Consider the following 14,267-nt stretch of genomic DNA (forward strand, 5'->3'; position numbering starts at 1 on the left):
CGGCTCAGTCCTTGACCTGGCCCGCCTTCAGCCACAGCTGGTCCAGCAGGACGTTGCACTTGTCGCCGTCCTGGCAGGAGACCGTGATCGTGTTGGTGCCCTTGTTGAGGGTCGGCCAGGCGTAGGTCTTCGTCCAGCCCTTGGTGAAGTCGCCGTCCGAGGTGTGGGTGAAGTTGCCCATGTTCAGCTTGCTGCCGAACGGCTTGCCGTTGACCGTGAGGGTCATCTCCTGGTCCTCGTCGACCGTGCTGTAACGGGCGAAGACGGTGTAGGCACCGTCCTTGGGGATCCCGTTGACCGTCCAGGTGACCGAGGAACCGACCTGGTTGAGGTTCCCCACGTAGATGCCGCCGTCGGACTGGGCTCCCTTGACGTCCTGGGCGAGGGTCGCGCCACCGCCGAGGCGCAGGGCCTTGGCGTCGATCTCCGGCAGGTCGACCTTGCTCTCGCCGCCCTTGCTCGGCGACGGGCTCGGCTTCGACTGCTGCGACTGGGCCGGGGCCGCGCCGGCCTCGTTGCCCGAGTCCTTGTCGTCCTTCCCGCCGCCCAGCATGGCCACGCCGATGCCGATGACGACCGCGGCGACCACCGCGATCGCGCCGATCAGCAGGCCCTTGGTGTTCGGCCCGCGACCACCACGGCCACCGCCGCCGCCCGGCACCTGCTGCTGCGCGGTGGGGGCACCGCCGGGCAGCGTCTCCGGTGCCGCGTAGTGCGCGTTCGGCCGGCCGGGAGCACTCTGCTGCGGGACCTGGCCGTACGGGGCGGTCTGGCTCGCCTGCGGCTGCTGGCCGTACTGGCGTGTGCCGACCGCCCGCACCCGGTTGACCGAGTTCGGGTAGCCGTAGCCCCCGGACGGCGGCTGGGCCCCGTTGGCCTGCCCGTCGGCGTAGAGATAACCGAACGGGTCGTCGTCCTCGGGCGTGCTCGCGCCGTTGTTGCCGGGCGTCATCCCTTGGTCTCCTAAATCAGGTGCGGTGCATGCGGTACGGGTCGTGAGAGAGCGAGCCTACCCGCTCCCAGTGACCCAAACGGGTGACTCAGACCGCATCCACTCGCTGACCTGGGGCTCAGCCCGCGCGTCTGTGTTGTTTGGGACGAGATCGTTTCTCGACGTACATCCGCTCGTCAGCGGATTTCAACACTTCGTCCGCGGTCATTCCACAGTGTGCCCATCCGATGCCGAAACTGGCGCCCACCCGGACGGCCCGCCCCTCGGCGCGGATGGGCTGGATGATCTCGTTGCGGAGACGGACCGCGAGGTCCTGCGCGTCGGCCCGGCCGAGCCCGTCGGCGAGGATGACGAATTCGTCACCACCGAGCCGGGCGACGGTGTCGCCGTCGCGGACGCCGTTGCTCAGCCGGCGGGCGACCTCGATGAGAACCGCGTCACCCGCGTTGTGCCCGAACCGGTCGTTGATCGACTTGAAGCCGTCGAGGTCGCAGAAGAGCACGGCGAGGCCCTTCGTGCCGTCGTCGTGGGCCCCGTCCGGGGCGACGGTGTGCACGTGGTGGTCGTAGGCGTCGTACGGCTCCACACCCTGCCGGAAGTCGAAGCCGGGCCCGACCACGTCGAAGTCGGGATGACCGTAGGCCGCGTCGTGGGACTCGGCGACGGCGGAAGACGGAGCGGCGCGCTGACACAGGCGCGCGGACAGTCGGGAGCGCAGCTCGGCGGAGTTCGGCAGGCCCGTGAGCGAGTCGTGGGAGGCGCGGTGGGCGAGCTGGAGTTCGCGGCGCTTGCGCTCCTCGATGTCCTCGACGTGGGTGAGGAGGAAGCGCGGGCCGTCGGCGGCGTCCGCGACCACGCTGTTGCGCAGGCTGACCCAGACGTAGGTGCCGTCCCGGCGGCCGAGGCGGAGCTCGGCGCGGCCGCCCTCGGCGGAGGTGCGCAGGAGCGTGCCTATGTCCTCGGGGTGGACCAGGTCGGAGAACGAGTAGCGGCGCATCGCGGACGCGGGGCGCCCGAGCAGCCGGCACAGGGCGTCGTTCGTGCGCAGGATCCGGCCGTGCTGGTCGCCGCCCATCTCGGCGATGGCCATGCCGGACGGGGCGTACTCGAAGGCCTGCCTGAAGCTTTCCTCACTCGCCCGCAGTGCCTGCTGCTCGCGCTCCAGCCGGACGAGTGCCCGCTGCATGTTGGCGCGCAGCCGGGCGTTGCTGATCGCGATGGCGGCCTGGAAGGCGTACATCTGGAGCGCCTCGCGGCCCCAGGCGCCGGGGCGGCGGCCGTTGCGCGGCCGGTCCACGGACAGCACGCCGATCAGCTCGCCGCAGGCCGCGCTGCCCTGCGGGCCGGGCGCGTACATCGGCGCGAAGAGCCGGTCGGCCGGGTGCCACTCGTCCTCGAAGCGGGGGGCGGGGCCGTCGGTGTACCACTGCGGGACGTCGTCGTCGTCGAGGACCCAGCCTTCGGTGTGCGGTATGAACACGAGGTCGCCCCAGTGCTCGCCCATGCCGAGGCGGCGTTCCCAGGACTCGCGCGAGCCGACGCGGCCGGTGATGAGGGCCTCGGCGGCGGGGTTCCCGGCGAAGGCGGCGACGACCAGGTCGCCGTCGGGCCGTACGAGGTTCACGCACGCCAGCTCGTACCCGAGGGCGGCGACGACGCCCTCCGCGACGGTCTGCAGTGTGTCCGCCAGGCTGCGGGCCGTGTTCATGTCGGCCATGACCTGGTGCAGTTGCCGCAGGGAGGCAAGGCGGACGTAGGGCTCCGACTCGGTCTCCATGCTCGCCCTCCCCCCGAGACCTCGCAGCGAATCAAGGGTTCTCATCGGCGTATCGTCCTGGCAGCTTCCCAGCCACTGAATCACAGCGCGCTGCCCACTCGGTACACAGGGTCAACAATTCCTGCCCCTTGTGACTCAAGTCACAGGCAAACCTGAACAATTGAGTGGAGTTTCAGCGTTCTTCACGTGCGGCTACCGAACGCAAACTTTGTCAGGTTGCGCACATATTTTCCGCCGCGGCCTTCGGGGGTCCGTCGGTAGTCCGTCGGGAGTCCTAAGACCGTGATCGGGCGGGAGCCCGATGCGGGGCGCCGGAGAGGAAGATTAGCGTTTCGGGCGTGCCGAACACTCCCACTGCCACATCCCCGATCATGCCGCCGCCCGCCTCCGGGCATGCTGAGGGGGTGAGCAACGACGAGTTCCGCGCCGCCATGTCCCGGCTGGCCTCAGGCGTGGTCCTGGTGACCGCGCAGGAGCCGCCGCTCGACCCGGACGACCCCTCGGCGCCGGGCAGCGAGGACGTGGGCATGACGGCCACGGCCTTCATGTCGGTGTCCCTGGACCCGCCCCTGGTGCTGGTGAGCCTGCGCGAGGGCTCCCGCATGGACGAGCTGCTCGACGAGCAGCCCCTGTGGGCGGTCTCGGTCCTCTCCGAGAGCCAGCGGCACATCGCCGGCCGCTTCGCGATGAAGGGCCGCGTCAGCGACCGCCTGCTCTTCGCGGACATCCCGTACACGCGCGGCGAGTACACCGACGCGCCCCTGGTCGGCGGCGCCCTGGCCGTCCTGGAGTGCCGCACCGAGCAACGGGTCCGGGCCGGCGACCACACCCTGGTCATCGGCCGCGTCCTGACGGCCCGGGTCCCGAGCGCGGACGGCGGACCGCTGACGTACTTCCGGGGGCGGTACCGGCATTTGGGGTAGGGCGTAAACCCGGTGGCCCGGGGTGATTCGGCACCCCTAGGGTGCGCGCATGACAACGACGGGCCCTCGCCTCGAAGAGATCACCGCCGGGAACCTCGACGCCGCACTCGGCATCCGCGTCCGCCCCGACCAGGAACACGCGGTCGCCCCGGTCGTGAAGTCCCTCGCCGAGGCCTATGTGCACCCCGGCGTCGCCTGGCCGCGCCTGATCGTCGACGGCGACCGCCCGGTCGGCTTCCTCATGGCCTTCTTCGACATCGACTGGCACGAGGACGGCAGCGTGCTGCGCTCGGGCCTGTGGCGGCTGAACATCGCGGCCGGGGAGCAGGGCAGGGGCTACGGCCGCTTCGCCGTCGAGTCGGTCGGGGCGGAACTGCGCCGGCGCGGCACCAAGGAGCTCTACGTCACCTGGCATCCCGGCCCCGACGGCCCCGAGGGCTTCTACCTGGGGCTCGGCTTCCGCCGGAACGGGGAGGTCAGCGGGGGCCAGACGGTCGGAGTGCTGGAGCTGACCTGGTCCGGCTGGAGCTGACCTAGTTCCAGTTCCGTGCGGAGCGGCCCCGCTTGGTCTCCGAGCGCTGCTTCTTCTCGCGCAGCCGCCGCTCGTTGATGCCCCGGGGGATCCGGGTCGGCTTGCGGGGCTTGGGCGGGGGTGCGGTGGCCTCGGCCAGGAGCGCGGCGAGGCGTACGGCGGCGGCCTCGCGGTTGCGCCACTGGGAGCGGTGCTCGGAGGAACGTACGGTGACGACCCCGTCGACCAGGCGCCCGGCCAGCCGCTCCAGTGCCCGCTTCTTCCACACCTCGGGCAGCGCCTCGGTCCTCGCCAGGTCGAAGCCGAGCTCCACCTTCGAGTCACTGGTGTTGACGTGCTGCCCGCCCGGCCCCGACGACCGCGAGAAACGCCAGATGAGCTCGGCCTCGGGCAGGGAGACGGAGCCGCGGATGACGTGGGGACCGGACATGCCCTCCATGTTCCCGCTCCTGACCGGTCCACGTCACCCGAATAATCGCGCGTAAAGAAAGTAAAGGACCTGGAACCTCGCGTACCCCTCTCCACGTTCATGGGGGTAGCTGTAGCTTCTTTGCCGTACGTAAACGAGGGAAGGGACTCCCAACAATGGCTGTAAGCCTGTCCAAGGGTGGCAACGTCTCGCTCACCAAGGAGGCTCCGGGCCTGACCGACGTCACCGTGGGCCTCGGCTGGGACGTCCGCACCACCACCGGCACGGACTTCGACCTCGACGCCTCCGCGATCGCGGTCAACACGCAGGGCAAGGTCTACTCGGACGCCCACTTCGTCTTCTTCAACAACAAGCAGACGCCGGACAACACCATCGTCCACACCGGTGACAACCGCACGGGTGAGGGCGCCGGCGACGACGAGGCGATCAACGTCAACCTCGCCGCCCTCCCGGCCGACATCGACAAGATCGTCTTCCCGGTGTCCATCTACGACGCCGAGAACCGCTCGCAGAACTTCGGCCAGGTCCGCAACGCCTACATCCGCATCGTCAACCAGGCCGGCGGCGCCGAGATCGCGCGCTACGACCTGTCGGAGGACGCCGCCACGGAGACGGCCATGGTCTTCGGCGAGCTGTACCGCAACGGCGCGGAGTGGAAGTTCCGCGCGGTCGGCCAGGGCTACGCCTCGGGCCTGGTCGGCATCGCCCAGGACTTCGGTGTGAACGTCTGACGGACGCCCCCACCTGTGGCAGAAGCCCCCGGCGCCGGTCCATCGGCCCGGGGGCTTCCCCGTCCTCGTCCGCGCCCCTCCGCCCCGCCCGCGATACGTTCCCGACGTGATCCTCGAACCCCTGCTCCCACCACCCCCCGGCCACCCCCTCCCCGACCGCCTCCTCACGGAACTCACGGCCCTCCACGCCTCCAACCACGCGTTCCACACCCTCACCGGCGACTTCCCCGACCCGCACGACATCCGCCCGGAGCAGGTGGCACACGCCCTGTCGGAGGAATGGACCCAGCCCGGCACCGAGGTCCTGCTCGCCCGCAGCTTCGGCCATCTGACCGGGATCGCGATCACCCTCGCCCACCACCCCGACCCCGCCGACCCGGACCCGTGGATCGGCCTCCTGCTGGTGGACGCCCGCCTGCACGGCCAGGGCCACGGCCGCCGCCTGGCCACCCTCGTCGAGGACCGCTTCCGCGCGGCCGACCGCACCGCCGCGCGCCTCGCCGTCCTCGACAACAACCCGAAGGCCCTGGCCTTCTGGACCGCCCTCGGCTACGAGGTCATCGACCGTCGCGAGGACCTGCAGATGAAACGCCCGTGTGCGGTGCTCCGCAAGGAACTCAGCGCGCGCTAGAGGTGGCTTGTGGCTTCCCCTCGCCGTACAGCCAGTCCTCCCAGATCCCGTCGAAGTCCTTCCCGGGCGCCTGCTTCTCGACGTACGCCGTGAAGTCGGCCGTGCCGGCGTTCCCATGGCGGTGGGCCGCCGCCCACCCCCGGAGGATGTCGCCGAACACCTCGTCGCCCACCGCCAGGCGGACCTGGTGCAGGACCATGGCGCCGCGCTGGTAGACGGGGGCTTCGGAGAGGTGCGCGGCGTCCGGGGGTGTCCCGGGCGGGAAGGACCAGAGGCCCTCGTAGGTCCGCTCCCCGTGGTCGTTCAGCGCGTCGAAGGTCTCCTGCGCCGTCTGGCCGCCGTGGTCCTCCTCCCACATCCACTCCGCGTACGTCGCGAAACCCTCGTTGAGCCACATGTCCCGCCAGCTCTTCGGCGTCACGGAGTCGCCGTACCACTGGTGGGCGAGCTCGTGGACGAGGAGGGTGATGTCGGGGGCGCCGGGGAAGACGGGGCGCGTCTGGGTCTCCAGGGCGTAGCCGATGCCGGCCGCGCGGTCGACGATCGCGCCGGTGGCGGAGAAGGGGTACGGGCCGAAGCGCCGCTCCGCCCAGCGCAGCACCTCGGGGATGCGCGCGAGGACCGCGCGGCTCGCCTCCTTCTCCACGGGGTCGACCGCCGTGTACACGGGCAGACCGTCCCGGGCGGTGGAGCGGCTGATGTCGAAGTCACCGATCGCGAGCGTGGCGAGGTAGCTCGCCATCGGCTCGGCGGTGCGCCAGGTGAACGTCGTCCGGCCTCGCGCGGTCGTCTCGCCGCGCAACTCCCCGTTGGAGACGGCCCGCAGCCCCCGCGGCACGGTCACCGTGAGGTCGTACGCCGCCTTGTCGGAGGGGTGGTGGTTGCCGGGGAACCAGGCCATCGCCCCGTTGGGCTCGCCCAGCGCGAGCGCCCCCTCCGTCGTGCGCAGCCAGCCCTCCCGTGAGCCGTCCGGGTCGGTGACGGTCTCGGGCGCCCCGGTGTAACTGACGGTCACGCGGAACGTCTCGCCCTCGTCGAGATCCTCGCGCGGCCGGACGGTGAGCTCCTGCCCGGCACGGTTCCAGCGGGCGGTCTCGCCGCCGACGGTGACCTTCCCGACCTCCAGGCCGAGCAGGTCGAGGTTGAAGGCGGAGAGGGCCTCGGTGGCCCGTGCGGTGAGGGTGGCCCTGCCGGCGAGCTGGTGTGCGCGCGGGTCGTAGTCGAGGCGCAGGCCGTAGTGGGTGACGTCATAGCCGCCGTTGCCCGCCTTCGGGAAGTACGGGTCGCGTACGCCGGAGCCGCCCGGAGCGCCGTGGACTCCGCCGCACGCGGTGAGGGCCAGGGCTATCGAAACGGCGGTCAGCGCGGGGACAAGACGCACAGATCGGGCCACGATCGCGATGGTACGGGCGCGTGACACCATCACACCCGTGCTCGACATCGGCTACGCCCTCTCCAACCGCTTCCCCGACCCGCCGCAGACCGACTACCGCCGCGCGGACGTCCGTGCCCTGCGGCACGACCTGTTCTGCGGTGACGTCTATCTGGCGGACACCAAGACGGACCGTGAAGTGTCCACAGCCTGGGGATGGGTGCCGGTGCTCGACTTCGCGTGGGCGCTGTGCGACATCGTCGAGCGGATCGACCGGGACCCGGCGGGCTCGCGGGCGTCCCGGCCCCAGCGGGCGGAGCTGGACTTCACCGAGTCGACCGACCGGATGCTCTTCGAGCGCCGCTTCGGGTGGGTGGACATCGAGGCCGACTGGATGCCGGCGGAGGAAGCTCCCCTGACCTTCTCCCACACCGAACTGCGCCGAGAGGCCCGCGACTTCCTGCACGACCTGATCGCCGACCTCACCGACCTGCATGACGACCTCGCCGAGAACCCCGCGATCTGGACCCTCCAGGCGCGTTTCCCCAGGGTCTCCTGACGGAGCCGACGCCCGCGGTGACACGCTTGGCCGTGATCAGTACCTGACACGGGGAGAGCGGGAGCATGACGCAGGGGCGTGTGACCTACGGGCTGGACTACAGGGTGCACCCACCGGCCGTCGTCGGCGGCGACGGGCCGGGGGAGGGCACCTCCGTCCGGCTGTGCCGTGACCCCGACAGTCCCGCTCCCGACCGGCTCCACTCGCTGCGGGCCTTCCATCTGCGCGCCGAGGACGGGACGCCGGTCGCCCGCGTGGTCACGGAGCAGGTCCTGGGTTCCCGGCTGAGCGGGCGCCCGGCGGTGTACCAGGTGCTGGATCCCCACGGCGCGCCGCTCGGGCGGATCACGCTGCGGCGCCGCCGCGCCTTCCACTGGGGCCGCAGGCGCTGGACCGTCGAGCCGGTGGCCGGCCCCGCCCTCCAGGGGTACCAGGGCCGGCTGGTGTGGTGGGCGCTGTGGTGGCCCGTCGGTTTTCCGGTGTACCTGCTGTTGTTGATCTGGGTCCTTCTGGCGGGAGACGGCGACGGCTTCGGACCGCCGCGCCGCGTCATCTGGCGCGACACCTCACGCCGCGCCCATCTCGTCTTCCGCGCGGTGGCCGAGGACTACCGGCTGCTGAGCCACGAGGTGGACCCGCGCCTGATCAACGCCCTGATCGCACTGCACCAGTCCTACGACTGCCCGGAACGGGCGGGAACCTGGGGCTGGTACGGGAGTTGAGCGGGTGATCAGTCCTCCACCCTGATCCCCCACTGCATGGCCAGCACCGGTGCCAGGTCCAGCAGTTGGCCCGTGCTGATCACCGCCCCGGCCAGCCGGTCCAGGCCGCGGCTGATCTCCAGCGTCACGGCACCGCGCAGGTCGACGTCCTTGAGGGTCGCCGCGTGAAGGTCGGCGCCCTTCAGCGCGCAGTCCACGAACTCCACGCGCTCCAGGCGGGCACCGCCGAAGTCCGGCTCGACGAGGACGCAGCCCTCGAAGACGACGTCTCTGAGCCGGGCCATGCGCAGGTTCAGATAGTCGATCTTGCCGCCGCGGATCAGCACCCGCTCCAGCACCGCCGCGTGCATCTGCGTCCCCCCGAGACGGGCGTCGACCAGCTCGACGTCGCGCAGCGTCGCCTCGGCGAGATTGGTGCCGACGCCCCGGGCCCCGGTGAGGACCGAGTCCAGGACGGAGGCGTGCCGCAGCCCGACCTCGTCCAGCGCGCACTCCGTCAGGGCGCAGTCCAGGAAGCGGGACCCCGACCCGTCCTGCCCCGCGAGATCCGCCTCCCGGAACTCCAGCCCGTCGTAGTCCCCGTCCGGCTCCAGCCCGCCGCCCGTGAACGGCTCCAGCGCGGGCAGCCGGATCTCCGGTCGCCGCGCGCCCTTCACACCCGTACCGCCCGCTGCTCTCCTCGCCATGCCCCCATGGTTCACCCCACCACTGACAACCGGCCCTGACCTGCGAGAACACCGGCCATGTCACATTCCGGGGCCCTCGGTCGGTCGTACTCGCAGAAGGCGACCCCGACCCGAGGGAGACCCCCAGCCATGCACCGCATCACCGTCATCGGCGGCGGCTTCGCCGGACTGACCGCCGCCATCACCGCCGCCGAGGCGGGCGCCAAGGTCACCATCCACGAAGCCCACCACACCCTCGGCGGCCGGGCCCGCACCGCCGAGGGCCCCTACCGCACGAACGAGGGCCCGCACGCCCTCTACAACGGCGGCCCGCACTGGACCTGGCTCAAGCAGCGCGGCCTGCTCGGGCCGCTCGCCCCGATCCCACCCCTGGAGGCCGCCCGACTGCGGCTGCGGCACCACGGCGTGCTGCGCCGCACCCCGCCCTTCCCGATGCTGAAGCTGCTGCGCCGGACCGCCGAGCAGGCGCCCGTGGACGTCGACTTCCTGACCTGGGCGACCGGCATCGCGGGCGAGGAGGGGGCCCGGGCCGCCGCCCACTACTCGGCCGTCGCCCTCTTCCACCACGACCCCGGTTCCCTGTCGGCCGCGTTCGTGCAGGAGCGCCTGCGCCGCGCCACCAAGTTGCCGCCCGAGGCGCACTACCCGCGCGGCGGCTGGGCCACCCTCATCGACCGGATGGCCGCCCGCGCCTGGAACCTGGGAGTCCGGATGGAGACCCTGTCCCGCGTCGACACGCTCCCCACCGACACGCCCGTGGTCGTCGCGACCTCCCTCGACGCCGCCCGGCGCCTGCTCGGCGACGACTCCCTGACCTGGCCGAGCGGCCGTACCGTCCTCGTCGACCTCGCCGTACGGACCCGGCGCGGGGACGCGTTCGCGGTGTCCGACCTCGACGCGCCCGGCTGGCTCGAACGGTTCACCGCCCAGGACCGCAGCCTCGCCCCGGCCGGTCAGCAGCTCATCCAGGGTCAGATTCCCATCGCCCCGCACGAGTCCAAGGCCGACGGCACCGCCCGGGCCGAGCAGTTGCTCGACCTGGGCTTCCCGGGCTGGCGCGAGCGCGTCACCTGGCGGCGCGAGGCCGTCGCGAACGGCCGTACGGGCGCGGTGGACCTGCCCGGCACCAGCTGGCGCGACCGGCCGGCCGTGGACCGGGGCGACGGCGTCTACCTCGCCGGCGACCAGGTCGCGGCCCCGGGCGTGCTGTCGGAGGTCTCCTTCAACAGCGCCCTGACGGCGGTGTCATTGGCCCTCGGCCGACGGGAGCTTGACCTCAAGCAAGCTTGAGGTTGAAAGCTGGGCGCACCGGACGAACCCACGAGGAGTTCCCATGCACGCCATACGCCTGCACGCCTACGGCCCGGCCGAGAACCTCACCTACGAGCAGGTCGACGACCCGCGGCCGGGCCCCGGCCAGGTCCGTGTCGCCGTACGGGCGGCGGGCGTCCACCTCCTGGACACCGCACTGCGCGAGGGTGGACAGGGACCGGCGCCCGAGCCCACGCCGCTGCCCACCATCCCGGGCCGGGAGGTCGCCGGCGTCGTCGAGTCCCTGGGCGAGGACGTCGCGGACCTGTGGCTCGGCAAGCGGGTCGTCGCCCACCTCGGCTTCGTCCCCGGCGGCTACGCCGAACTGGCCGTCACCGAGGTCGAACGACTGCACGAGATCCCGCGGAACCTGGACTTCGCCGAGGCCGTCGCCATGATCGGCACGGGCCGTACGACGATGGGGATCCTCCAGTTCGCCGAGCTCGGCCCCGACTCGGTGGCCGTCGTCCCGGCCGCGGCCGGCGGCATCGGCACGCTCCTCGTGCAGTACGCCAAGAACGCCGGCGCCACCGTCGTCGGCCTCGCGGGCGGGCCGGAGAAGGTCGCCCGGGTGCAGGCGGGCGGCGCCGATCTCGCCGTCGACTACAAGGACCCGGCCTGGCCCGCGAAGGTCCGTGCCCACCTCGGCGGCCGGGCCGCGACCGTGGTCTTCGACGGCGTCGGCGGCGACGTGGCCCGCGAGGCCGTCGCCCTGCTCGGCCCCGGCGGCCGGCACATCGTCTTCGGCTGGTCCGCGGAAGGCATCCAGGACGGCGGGCCCTACCTCGTCGACGGCGTCTCCGAGCAGGTCCTCGGCCCGGTGATGCTCCAGAAGGCCGGCGGCCCCGACCCCGTACGCACCCTCGAACTGCGCGCCCTCGCCGAGGCCGCCGCCGGCCGCCTCACCCCCGCCGTACAGCGCTTCCCGCTGAGCGAGGCCGCGGCCGCGCACCGGGCGCTGGAGAGTCGTGGCACGACGGGAAAGGTGGTCCTGGAGCCCTGAGGCGACTCCCTGCCAGTTAATTCACATGACCCGCCCGGCGCGCCCCACTACCGTGCCGAAAGTGATCGACATCCCCCGGGAACTGGCAGCGTCACAGGAGAAGTACAACGGCGAGGCGGGCCGCGCCTTCATCGAGGAACTGCCGGACCTGACGGCCGGCTTCCTCGACCGCTGGGGACTGGAGCCCGACGGGCCGCCCATGCACGGCGTGTCCGCCCTGGTCCTCCCGGTCCGCCGCGCCGACGGCGGCCCCGCGGTCCTCAAGCTCCAGATCCTCGACGAGGAGAGCGAGGGCGAACCGGTCGCGCTGCGCGTCTGGGACGGCGACGGGGCGGTCCGTCTCCTCGACCACGACGAGCCCACCGGCACCATGCTGCTGGAGCGTCTCGACGAGACCCGGATGCTGTCCCACGTCCCGGACACCCACCGGGCCGTCGTCACCATCGCCGAACTCCTGGCCCACCTGACCTCCTTCCCCGCCCCGCCCGGCATGCGCCGCCTCGGCGACATCGCCCGGGCCATGCTGGACCGGACCCCGTGGGCACTCGACCGCATCCCGGACCCCGAGGCACGCCGTCTCGTCGCCGACTGCGCCGCCGCCGTACGCGAGGTCGTCGACGAACCCGGCGACCGGCTCCTGCACTGGGACCTGCACGACGAGAACGTCCTCGCCTCCGACCGCGCCTCCTGGCTCGCCATCGACCCCAAGCCCCTCGCCGGCGACCCCGGCTTCGAACTGTGGCCGGCCATCGACAACCGCTACGCCCCCGACGACATCCTCTGGCGCTTCGACGCCATGACCGATGTCCTCGCCCTGGACCGCCCCCGCGCCCGCGCCTGGACCCTCGGCCGCCTCCTCCAGAACGCCCTGTGGGACATCAAGGACGGCCGCCCCCTGGACGACGACCAACTCGAAATCGCCCGCCGCCTGCGCGGCCACACCGGCTGACCCATGCCCGCCTTCCTCCCGGGCCTGGAGCTCTCCCGCCGCTTCTACACCGAGGCCGTACGCCCCCTCCTGGAGCAGGCCCTCCCCGGCCTGCCCCACTCGGCCGCGCGCCTCGGCAGCGGCTCCGAGGTCCTCGGCTACGACACCACACGCTCGGCCGACCACGAGTGGGGCCCGCGCCTCCAGCTCTTCCTGCGCCCGGAGGACGCCGAGGCCCACGGCCCCAGCCTCACCGCCCTCCTCTCCCACCGCCTCCCGAAGACCTTCCTCGGCCACCCCACCCACTTCGCCCGCACCGAGGACGACCCGGCCACCGACGTCCGCGTCATGGCCGGCACCGACGGCCCGGTCCACCACCGCGTCGACATCACGGACTGCGCCACCTGGTTCACGGACCGGCTCGGCTTCGACCCGGCCCAGGGCGTCACCACGGCGGACTGGCTGGCCACGCCCACCCAACGCCTGGCCGAGGTCACCGCGGGCGCCGTCTTCCACGACGGCCTCGACCGGCTCGCCCGGGCCCGCACCGCCCTGCGCTGGTACCCGCACGACATCTGGCTGTACGTCCTGGCCTGCCAGTGGAAACGCATCTCCCAGGAGGAGGCCTTCGTGGGCCGCTGCGGCGAGGTGGGCGACGAACTCGGCTCCGCGATCGTCGCCGCCCGTCTGATCCGCGACCTGATGCGCCTGAGCCTCCTCATGAACCGCCGCCACCCGCCCTACAGCAAGTGGCTCGGCACCGCCTTCACCGCGACCCCCCAGGGCGCGGCACTCACCCCCACCCTGTCCGCGGCGCTCGCGGCCCCCGACTGGCACACCCGAGAGCACCACCTCAAGCACGCCTACGAGACCATCGCCGCCCACCACAACAACCTCGCGCTCACGGCCCCCGTCGACCCCACCACCCGCCCGTACCACAGCCGCCCGTTCCAGGTCCTCCGCGCGGAACGCTTCACAGCGGCACTCCGCGCCCGCATCACGGACCCGGACCTCCACGCGCTGCCGGACGTCGGCGCGATCGACCAGTGGGTCGACAGCACCGATGTCCTGAGCGACGTCAGATCCGCCATGCCCGGATCAGCAGCCGCTCCACATACGCCAGGATTCGCCACCCCCACACACTCGCCACCTGCGTCTTCGTATTCGCCAGGCCACGAGCGCCACCCGCCGCCATGATCATTCGCCACGGAAAAAGCCGGACAACTCGACCATGATCGTCTGCGGCCCTTGATGGACGGCGTGGCTTGCGATTACCTCATGTGAGGGCAGACGCGGGAGGCAGGCTCCCGGCGCTGCGAGCCCCTGTGTACGCACAAAGCCTGGCTCCGGGATGCAGCCCAGAGCCAGGCTCGTGCGCGGGGCAGGGTGGGTCCGGCCGCGTATCCGTCGGCCGGGCTCGCTCACCCGACCTGCCGCCCGGCTCACCCCTCAGCGCGTCACAGGAAGTGTTCGACGCACCCCGCAATGGCAGTGATCGCAGTCAGGAAGAGCGCCGCCAACTGCACCCACTCCTGCCTCGGGTGCTTGCTGCGACGCCTTCGCCGTCTCGTCGACCGCTCCATCGCGCCAGATCTCCAATCTCTCTGTATCCCAACGGTGTTGGGGCCTCCCCGAAGCGGGCAGGCGTCCTGGGAGAGACGCGATCAGGCGTTCCGCAACATACCGGCGGCCAGACGCCCGGAGGACTGA

At 71.8% G+C, this 14,267-nt stretch carries 15 protein-coding genes; 10 read left to right on the forward strand and 5 right to left on the reverse strand.

Annotated features, from left to right (window positions below; genetic code table 11):
* Nucleotides 1-4 precede the first annotated feature (4 nt).
* Together ACH4G3_RS31160 and cdgB are read right to left on the reverse strand one after the other, a co-directional pair.
* Complete coding sequence (locus tag ACH4G3_RS31160; protein WP_397627636.1) at nucleotides 5-952, reverse strand: carbohydrate-binding protein; 948 nt, start codon at nucleotides 950-952, stop codon at nucleotides 5-7.
* A 118-nt stretch (nucleotides 953-1,070) separates the two neighbouring features.
* Nucleotides 1,071-2,729, reverse strand: a complete 1,659-nt coding sequence (gene cdgB, locus ACH4G3_RS31165) for a diguanylate cyclase CdgB (protein ID WP_397627637.1) — start codon at nucleotides 2,727-2,729, stop codon at nucleotides 1,071-1,073.
* Nucleotides 2,730-3,067: 338 nt separating this feature from the next.
* Between cdgB and ACH4G3_RS31170 the strand changes: the two genes are divergently transcribed.
* Both ACH4G3_RS31170 and ACH4G3_RS31175 read left to right on the forward strand, forming a co-directional pair.
* Nucleotides 3,068-3,652 carry a flavin reductase family protein gene (locus ACH4G3_RS31170; RefSeq protein WP_082319751.1) on the forward strand — a complete coding sequence of 195 codons (585 nt, stop codon included), beginning with the start codon at nucleotides 3,068-3,070 and terminating at the stop codon, nucleotides 3,650-3,652.
* A gap of 49 nt (nucleotides 3,653-3,701) precedes the next feature.
* Entirely contained in the window at nucleotides 3,702-4,184 is a 483-nt protein-coding gene (locus ACH4G3_RS31175) for a GNAT family N-acetyltransferase (protein WP_397627638.1), read from the forward strand.
* Between the two features lies 1 nt (nucleotide 4,185).
* Here ACH4G3_RS31175 and arfB read toward each other — a convergent pair whose 3' ends face one another.
* Entirely contained in the window at nucleotides 4,186-4,623 is a 438-nt protein-coding gene (gene arfB, locus ACH4G3_RS31180) for an alternative ribosome rescue aminoacyl-tRNA hydrolase ArfB (protein WP_397627639.1), read from the reverse strand.
* A 146-nt stretch (nucleotides 4,624-4,769) separates the two neighbouring features.
* On the opposite strand from arfB, the gene ACH4G3_RS31185 reads away from it, so the two are divergent.
* Together ACH4G3_RS31185 and ACH4G3_RS31190 are read left to right on the forward strand one after the other, a co-directional pair.
* Nucleotides 4,770-5,345, forward strand: a complete 576-nt coding sequence (locus tag ACH4G3_RS31185) for a TerD family protein (RefSeq protein WP_033312269.1) — start codon at nucleotides 4,770-4,772, stop codon at nucleotides 5,343-5,345.
* A 106-nt stretch (nucleotides 5,346-5,451) separates the two neighbouring features.
* A complete protein-coding gene (locus ACH4G3_RS31190; protein ID WP_397627640.1) occupies nucleotides 5,452-5,976 on the forward strand; it encodes a GNAT family N-acetyltransferase in 525 nt (174 codons plus the stop codon).
* On the opposite strand, the gene ACH4G3_RS31195 is transcribed toward ACH4G3_RS31190, so the two are convergent.
* Nucleotides 5,963-7,369: a M1 family metallopeptidase gene (locus ACH4G3_RS31195; protein WP_397627641.1), complete on the reverse strand. Its 1,407-nt coding sequence runs from the start codon at nucleotides 7,367-7,369 to the stop codon at nucleotides 5,963-5,965. The genes ACH4G3_RS31190 and ACH4G3_RS31195 overlap by 14 nt on opposite strands.
* 37 nt (nucleotides 7,370-7,406) lie before the next feature.
* On the opposite strand from ACH4G3_RS31195, the gene ACH4G3_RS31200 reads away from it, so the two are divergent.
* Both ACH4G3_RS31200 and ACH4G3_RS31205 read left to right on the forward strand, forming a co-directional pair.
* A complete protein-coding gene (locus tag ACH4G3_RS31200) occupies nucleotides 7,407-7,907 on the forward strand; it encodes a hypothetical protein (RefSeq protein WP_354738560.1) in 501 nt (166 codons plus the stop codon).
* A gap of 65 nt (nucleotides 7,908-7,972) precedes the next feature.
* Nucleotides 7,973-8,629, forward strand: a complete 657-nt coding sequence (locus tag ACH4G3_RS31205; RefSeq protein ID WP_397627642.1) for a hypothetical protein — start codon at nucleotides 7,973-7,975, stop codon at nucleotides 8,627-8,629.
* Between the two features lie 8 nt (nucleotides 8,630-8,637).
* Here the strand turns inward: ACH4G3_RS31205 and ACH4G3_RS31210 are convergent, their stop codons facing one another.
* Nucleotides 8,638-9,315: a pentapeptide repeat-containing protein gene (locus ACH4G3_RS31210; RefSeq protein ID WP_397627643.1), complete on the reverse strand. Its 678-nt coding sequence runs from the start codon at nucleotides 9,313-9,315 to the stop codon at nucleotides 8,638-8,640.
* A 129-nt stretch (nucleotides 9,316-9,444) separates the two neighbouring features.
* On the opposite strand from ACH4G3_RS31210, the gene ACH4G3_RS31215 reads away from it, so the two are divergent.
* From ACH4G3_RS31215 to ACH4G3_RS31230, 4 genes are read left to right on the forward strand one after another with little or no spacing between them, the layout of a single operon-like run.
* Nucleotides 9,445-10,605 carry an NAD(P)-binding protein gene (locus tag ACH4G3_RS31215; RefSeq protein ID WP_397627644.1) on the forward strand — a complete coding sequence of 387 codons (1,161 nt, stop codon included), beginning with the start codon at nucleotides 9,445-9,447 and terminating at the stop codon, nucleotides 10,603-10,605.
* Between the two features lie 43 nt (nucleotides 10,606-10,648).
* The gene (locus tag ACH4G3_RS31220) at nucleotides 10,649-11,629 is read left to right on the forward strand and encodes a zinc-binding dehydrogenase (RefSeq protein ID WP_397627645.1); all 981 of its coding nucleotides are present in this window, start codon (nucleotides 10,649-10,651) and stop codon (nucleotides 11,627-11,629) included.
* A 25-nt stretch (nucleotides 11,630-11,654) separates the two neighbouring features.
* A complete protein-coding gene (locus ACH4G3_RS31225) occupies nucleotides 11,655-12,578 on the forward strand; it encodes an aminoglycoside phosphotransferase family protein (protein ID WP_397627646.1) in 924 nt (307 codons plus the stop codon).
* Nucleotides 12,579-12,581: 3 nt separating this feature from the next.
* On the forward strand, nucleotides 12,582-13,754 hold the full coding sequence (locus ACH4G3_RS31230; RefSeq protein WP_397627647.1) for a DUF4037 domain-containing protein: 1,173 nt from the start codon (nucleotides 12,582-12,584) through the stop codon (nucleotides 13,752-13,754).
* The last annotated feature ends 513 nt before the right edge of the window (nucleotides 13,755-14,267 follow it).

It is taken from the genome of Streptomyces afghaniensis (assembly GCF_044327915.1).
Lineage (GTDB): Bacteria > Actinomycetota > Actinomycetes > Streptomycetales > Streptomycetaceae > Streptomyces > Streptomyces afghaniensis.